The organism is Sulfobacillus sp. TH-112, from assembly GCF_057473405.1.
In genome coordinates this window covers 1-5,277 of record NZ_JBYCKN010000103.1, presented here as the reverse complement: position 1 = coordinate 5,277, position 5,277 = coordinate 1, and the positions used below count along the sequence as shown (strand labels likewise).

Below are 5,277 nucleotides of genomic sequence, written 5' to 3'. Positions count from 1 at the left end.
GGACCCGGCTTATGTCCGCACCCTGATACATTTAGCCCAGCACGGCATGCTGGTACAGGTCCTCTTAGCCGCTAATCCGTATCACGATCCTCAGGCGGTGGAGAAGGAACGGCAGCTCTTCGCCGGGACCCGGGTGCAGATCCATTGGGCCTCTGGCCGGTTCGATCAACCCTATGCCACGGACCATGCCAAATATCTGGTCATCAACCCGGGCACCCCGCATACTCTCGCCATTGTCGGGAGCGCCAACGGGACCTATAGCGCCTTCGCGGGAGAGAATGCCGAAGATGATCTCGAGACTACGGCGCCGGCTCTCACCACAGCACTGAGCGAGGTGTTTCAGGCCGATTGGTCCGGCCATACGGCCGGATCGGTGCCGCGGCAGGCGCTGATCCTCTCGCCCGGCGCCGCACCGGCGCTGCGGGCGTTGTTGGCCGGGACCGGCCCGGTGGCGGTAGTCACGGAAGAACTCGGCGACGTGCCCGCGTTGTATACGGCCTTGGCCCAGCATGGGCCTCAGGCGCGGGTCTTGGTCCCGCCGCAAGCCTTAGCATCGGCCGAAGGGAGACAAGCGGCGCAGCAGTTGCGGGCCGCGGGGGTCCAGCTCCGGACGTTGGCGCCACCCTATGTCCATGCCAAATTGATTATCACCGCTTACGATACGTTCGTGGGCTCACAAAATTGGTCAGCACCGAGTCTCGCGCAGAATCGCGAAGTGGGGCTGGTGACGGCCAATGGCGACATTCAGACGCAGGCCTTAGCCTGGTTTAATGCGTTATGGGCCCACGCCCAGCCCATTCCATGATCATAACAAGGAGAGAGACCCTATGACGCCATCATCGACGCCGCCTCCGGTGCTCTATACCACCCGGGAGGTGGCCACGCTCTTACGCTGTAGTATTCGGAAGGTCCAATATTTGATTGCTGACGGCACATTGGCCGCGGTACAGGTGGGCAAGCACTATCGGGTGTCCCAGCCGGCGCTCCAAGCGATGCTCGAAATCCAGGCCACGCGACGCCCCGCGGGGGAGGAAGGAGACGGGTCATGCGATGGTACATCAGTGGTCCGATGACCGGGTTGCCGGATCTCAACCGGTCCGCGTTTGCGCAGGCGGCGGCCCTTATCCGGGCCGCCGGGCATACGGCGCTCAACCCCGCGGAGCTCTGTCCTTTGGGCATCACGTGGAAAGGGGCCATGCAGATCGATTTGGCGGCACTCAAGACGGCGGACGGGGTGCTCCTTTTGCCGAACTGGGAGCAGTCGCGAGGCGCTCGCATTGAAGTGTGGTGGGCTCGCCGGCACGATTTGGAAATTTGGGCGTTCGATGCCGGGACCCCTTCGGGGGCGGAGCATTTTGGGGGCACCTGTCCCGACGCCAAGGTACCTTTCGAATTCCCCTCCGAAAATCGGTTACTCTGATAGCCCGCCTCATGCGGACTGTCAGGTCTTACGCTTTGGTTTTCTTATGGTACGTCGTGTCATCAGTGCGGGGCTTTTGCGGAGTGGAGTCTGCTGGAGTCGGTGCTACCGACTCACGGGGAGTCCGGCCCGCTACTGAGTCTGTCTCGGCTCCTAGTAATCTTTACAAAAAATTCTATATTTAATTAGGGGGGACAATATCTTAAGGAGGCATCCAGATTTGGTTAATCTCTCTGGCCATGACGATTCTCATTACTATAAAGTCAACTATTCAATACTTGTAGACAAACTCCTGCAAGACGATGAAGCGGCTCAACAAGAATTTGTGGAGCATTTTCTCCCTATTGCTATGGGGTATGTCCACAAACGCTTTAACTCCCTTGATGGAGAAGCCGAAGATATCGCATTGGATGCACTTGATGCTGCCTTGCGGGCAATAAAGCACTTTGACGTGAAAAAAGGTAGTTTATTTTTCTGGGTTCAGCGTCAAGTCAAGTGGCACGCAGCGGCTCAACTTCGCCAGCGCAACCATTCGACTCCCCAACATCAAACGCTTGCCACTGCACCCTTGGCGGCACAGGTGCACTCCCGAAGCGATGCATGGAGTCGCCTGGCTCAACTGACGCCAGATGAACAGCGTCTTTTAATGCTTCACTATGTAGACCACATGAGTTATCGTGCGATTGCCGAACAGTGGGGCAGTAGCCATACTACCGTCGCAACGAAGATCAAAGCAATTTTGACTAAACTGTCACAGTAAAACCTCGAGCGGCCGCCCCCCCCGACCGCTCCAGGTGATGGCGAGAGAGAAAAGATGGTAGAGAGGATAATACGGCGATAAAGGAGGTGGATCGCAATGAGTAGTTCCGCAGAGGACGCACGTTTTGCTAATTGGCTTCTCCGTCCGCCAACCGCGGAGGAAGAGCGCTTAGCAGCACAATTGACGCCGGAGCAACGCGCAGAAGTCGAACAATGGTTAATTCCCACTCTCGCCGCCACGGCGGATAAAGCCCACAGACTTTATCCCGTGGGGTGATATGCCGGGAGCAGGCTAGATACGCAAAACGAAGGAGGACACTACATGCGCATTAAACTTATTGGGCCTTTATGTCGTGAAAGACCCTTCCATGATGGCGATCGGTAATGTTGTGTGATACGGAGGGCCGCGACAGGCCCTCCGTATCTCGTGGTTATTGATCTCGAGGTATCAAGCTGAACCCCCATATCTTGCGCGAGGATGCTCTATGACTAGACAGTGACTACGGTACTTTGGAACATTTTATTAGAGGACCGCCGCAGGGGAAAAGTAGTCCGTTCGGTAACAGAATGCCTTACTCAAGGGCAAATCGCCGTCAAGGAGGCCCATAATATGACAGAGGTTATACATGATGAACAGGAATGGCAGACTCGTTGGTGGGACTGGAGTCAACACCAATTAGATCATCTCGCCGAGGAAATCCGTAAACTTCACGCCACTCGGACGCACGATGTCGCGAATAGCCAACGCCTCGACACGATGAAAAAACACATCGATCAGTTACAAACCATGCTGGATCGTCAAGACCCGTGCTTTGCGCGCATCCGGGCGCGTATTCGGACGAGCGAGGGAGAAGAGAGCGTCTCTTTCCACGTGCATAACTATGCTTACTTGCAAAATATCTCAGCGATCGGCGAAAAGGAGGATTTGAATATCAGTCACTTGACGGGATTAGCTGATTTAGTCCGGGATCCCCATTTGACGATGATTCGTATAGACCCGGATGGCCCATACCGCCACGAACTCGCTCCGATCGCAATCTTGGAGGCCACGGTGGAAGACATCGCACTCGGGGCAGACCACACCGTTACCAGCGTAGCTCCGCGCCATGGCCTGATTTGGGAAGATCGCGTGCGAAGCAAACTTGGTGCTCCAGCGCAATCCGTATTGGATGTCTTGGCCGATGTATTAAGTCCGGAACAAAGCCAATTGGTGAACACAGTACCTCAGGGCCGACGCGGGCTGGTGTTGACGGGATGTGCCGGCAGTGGGAAAACCGTCGTGGCTGCACATCATGTCGCGGTTCAATTTCGCCGTCTACCCGGGTGGTACCTGGTCCCGACACCCGCCCTTGGAGCGAGCATCGCGCCCGTGTTGCCACGCCTCGATCTCCCCGACACTCGTGCCCGTGTGCTGACGATGGCCACTCTCCTCCACGAATTGTGGCCAGAACTCGTGGGGCCCAACGGGATTCCGGAAGGAGTCGTTAGGGACTCGCGGGATACGACGTGGCAATCAATCAAAGTGACAGCGGACTCGACGAAGTGGCGGGCAACAGCACGCACCGTATTTGAAGAACGTCTACAGCGCAAGTACGACGAACTTGCATTACTCAATAGCAGCATTTTGGAGATGGTGCGCGGAACTGTAAAGACGCTATCCCCGCAATCGCAAGTGGTCCTCTCTCAGCTAGAACGATGGGATCGTTCGCAAGGAGAGGACGTTCTTCAAACAGTGTATGCACAAATTGACGCTTTGCCCGATATCCAGCAAATTCCTTTACTACGTCATATGGATTTCACTAGCATGGTACAAAAAGTCAATAACGATCATGCGTTAGATTGGCGCGTTCTCTATGAAACGACATGGCGCCAATGGGGAGCATCTATTACGAATCAAGAATATTTAAGTGGGCCGCCCACGGGCGATGATGTGCCAGCATTGCTGTGGCTCGCGGCAGAGTTCAGCCGCAGTCCCGCGACCGCACCCCAATGGGTGATCATCGATGAAGTACAGAACATGCCTCTTCCGTGGATTCAGGCATTGCAATCGCTCGTGCCCGATACGTACTGGATCTTCAGTGGTGATACGATGCAAGGGTGGCAATCAGAGGACCCCGATCTGTCTCAATTAGCGCGCCAGTTGGACATGACCGACGAGCAATTACCGACGGTCTCATTAACGCAGTCGTTCCGCATTCCGGAACACTTATTTAAAGCGGCCGAACGATTACGCGCATGCGTCAATGGCGACATCCGCCAAGCGCAGTGGCTTCGTTATCATCTCGACGCCGGCACGCTACACGTCATCCGACGTCCAGACGAAAAAACATTGCTCGCCCAACTGAAAGAGCAAGTTACCGAGTGGGGCAAACAAGGCATCCATAACATCGCGATTATCGTTCCACCAGATAAACTTGAAACGGTCCGGCGATACCTGGTACAGGTCGAAGTGTTTACGGGCCACAAGGCGTACTCAGGGGGGACCATTCTCACAACGCTGCCGGCAGTCTCCGGATTGGAATTCGACGCCGTCGGTGTCTATGGTGGAGATATTTCCGATTACCCCAGCACCTCTATGGGAGCGCGTAAGCTGTATACCGCCATCACACGCAGCCGACGGATGGTGACGTGCTTTTTATTAACCGATTTGGATCGGGACCAGCGCGACGCCATTGCCAAAGCACGCATCGAGCAGCAGTACCAGAATGCGCTGGCTGACGCTCAGCGGGAGTTCATCGGCACCAACCGCTACGGTCAACCACGAGTACGGTCCGCACGGCAACAGCGGGAGCTGCGAACACAGGCCGAGGACGAACGAGCCAGTCGATTGGAGGCGTTGAAGGTCGGTCTGCCCCCTGAACACCATCCTTCGTCATGGTTTGCTGTTTTAGAAGAGGTTATGACCTCAAATTCCTAACGGGATATGATGGTAATGACGCGAATGTCTCATGAGAGGTGTCGCACAAACGCTCGTTTGTGCGACGACCAATAGGGCCGGGGATCGGCGCGTGATGTTTTTTCAACCCATTATTATGACTTTGGTGGTAATTCCGGGTATTCGTGCGAGGGCGGGTCGTGCAAACGGAACGGAAAAGCGG

At 55.7% G+C, this 5,277-nt stretch carries 6 protein-coding genes; all 6 read left to right on the top strand.

All coding sequences use genetic code 11. The features are described from left to right. Nucleotides 1-805 (top strand): phospholipase D-like domain-containing protein (locus ACOJWD_RS06735; protein WP_486992459.1); only part of this gene is annotated, 805 nt, incomplete at its 5' end. A 22-nt stretch (nucleotides 806-827) separates the two neighbouring features. Next, on the top strand, nucleotides 828-1,073 hold the full coding sequence (locus tag ACOJWD_RS06730) for a helix-turn-helix domain-containing protein (protein ID WP_486992458.1): 246 nt from the start codon (nucleotides 828-830) through the stop codon (nucleotides 1,071-1,073). Beyond that, nucleotides 1,046-1,420 (top strand): DUF4406 domain-containing protein, encoded by a 375-nt coding sequence (locus ACOJWD_RS06725; RefSeq protein ID WP_486992457.1) that lies wholly within the window; start codon nucleotides 1,046-1,048, stop codon nucleotides 1,418-1,420. Before ACOJWD_RS06730 ends, ACOJWD_RS06725 begins: the two co-directional genes overlap by 28 nt. Before the next feature lie 220 nt (nucleotides 1,421-1,640). Further along, a complete protein-coding gene (locus ACOJWD_RS06720; protein ID WP_486992456.1) occupies nucleotides 1,641-2,180 on the top strand; it encodes an RNA polymerase sigma factor in 540 nt (179 codons plus the stop codon). Between the two features lie 96 nt (nucleotides 2,181-2,276). Then, nucleotides 2,277-2,456, top strand: a complete 180-nt coding sequence (locus ACOJWD_RS06715; RefSeq protein ID WP_486992455.1) for a hypothetical protein — start codon at nucleotides 2,277-2,279, stop codon at nucleotides 2,454-2,456. 333 nt (nucleotides 2,457-2,789) lie between these two features. Beyond that, nucleotides 2,790-5,096, top strand: coding sequence for a helicase domain-containing protein (locus ACOJWD_RS06710; protein ID WP_486992454.1), 2,307 nt, complete (start codon nucleotides 2,790-2,792; stop codon nucleotides 5,094-5,096). Nucleotides 5,097-5,277: the final 181 nt, after the last annotated feature.

Bases quoted from the DNA above. Each gene is read 5' to 3' on its own strand.
- ACOJWD_RS06730 (WP_486992458.1), top strand. From the start codon at position 828: ATGACGCCATCATCGACGCCGCCTCCGGTGCTCTATACCACCCGGGAG.
- ACOJWD_RS06710 (WP_486992454.1), top strand. From the start codon at position 2,790: ATGACAGAGGTTATACATGATGAACAGGAATGGCAGACTCGTTGGTGG.
- ACOJWD_RS06715 (WP_486992455.1), top strand. From the start codon at position 2,277: ATGAGTAGTTCCGCAGAGGACGCACGTTTTGCTAATTGGCTTCTCCGT.
- ACOJWD_RS06725 (WP_486992457.1), top strand. From the start codon at position 1,046: ATGCGATGGTACATCAGTGGTCCGATGACCGGGTTGCCGGATCTCAAC.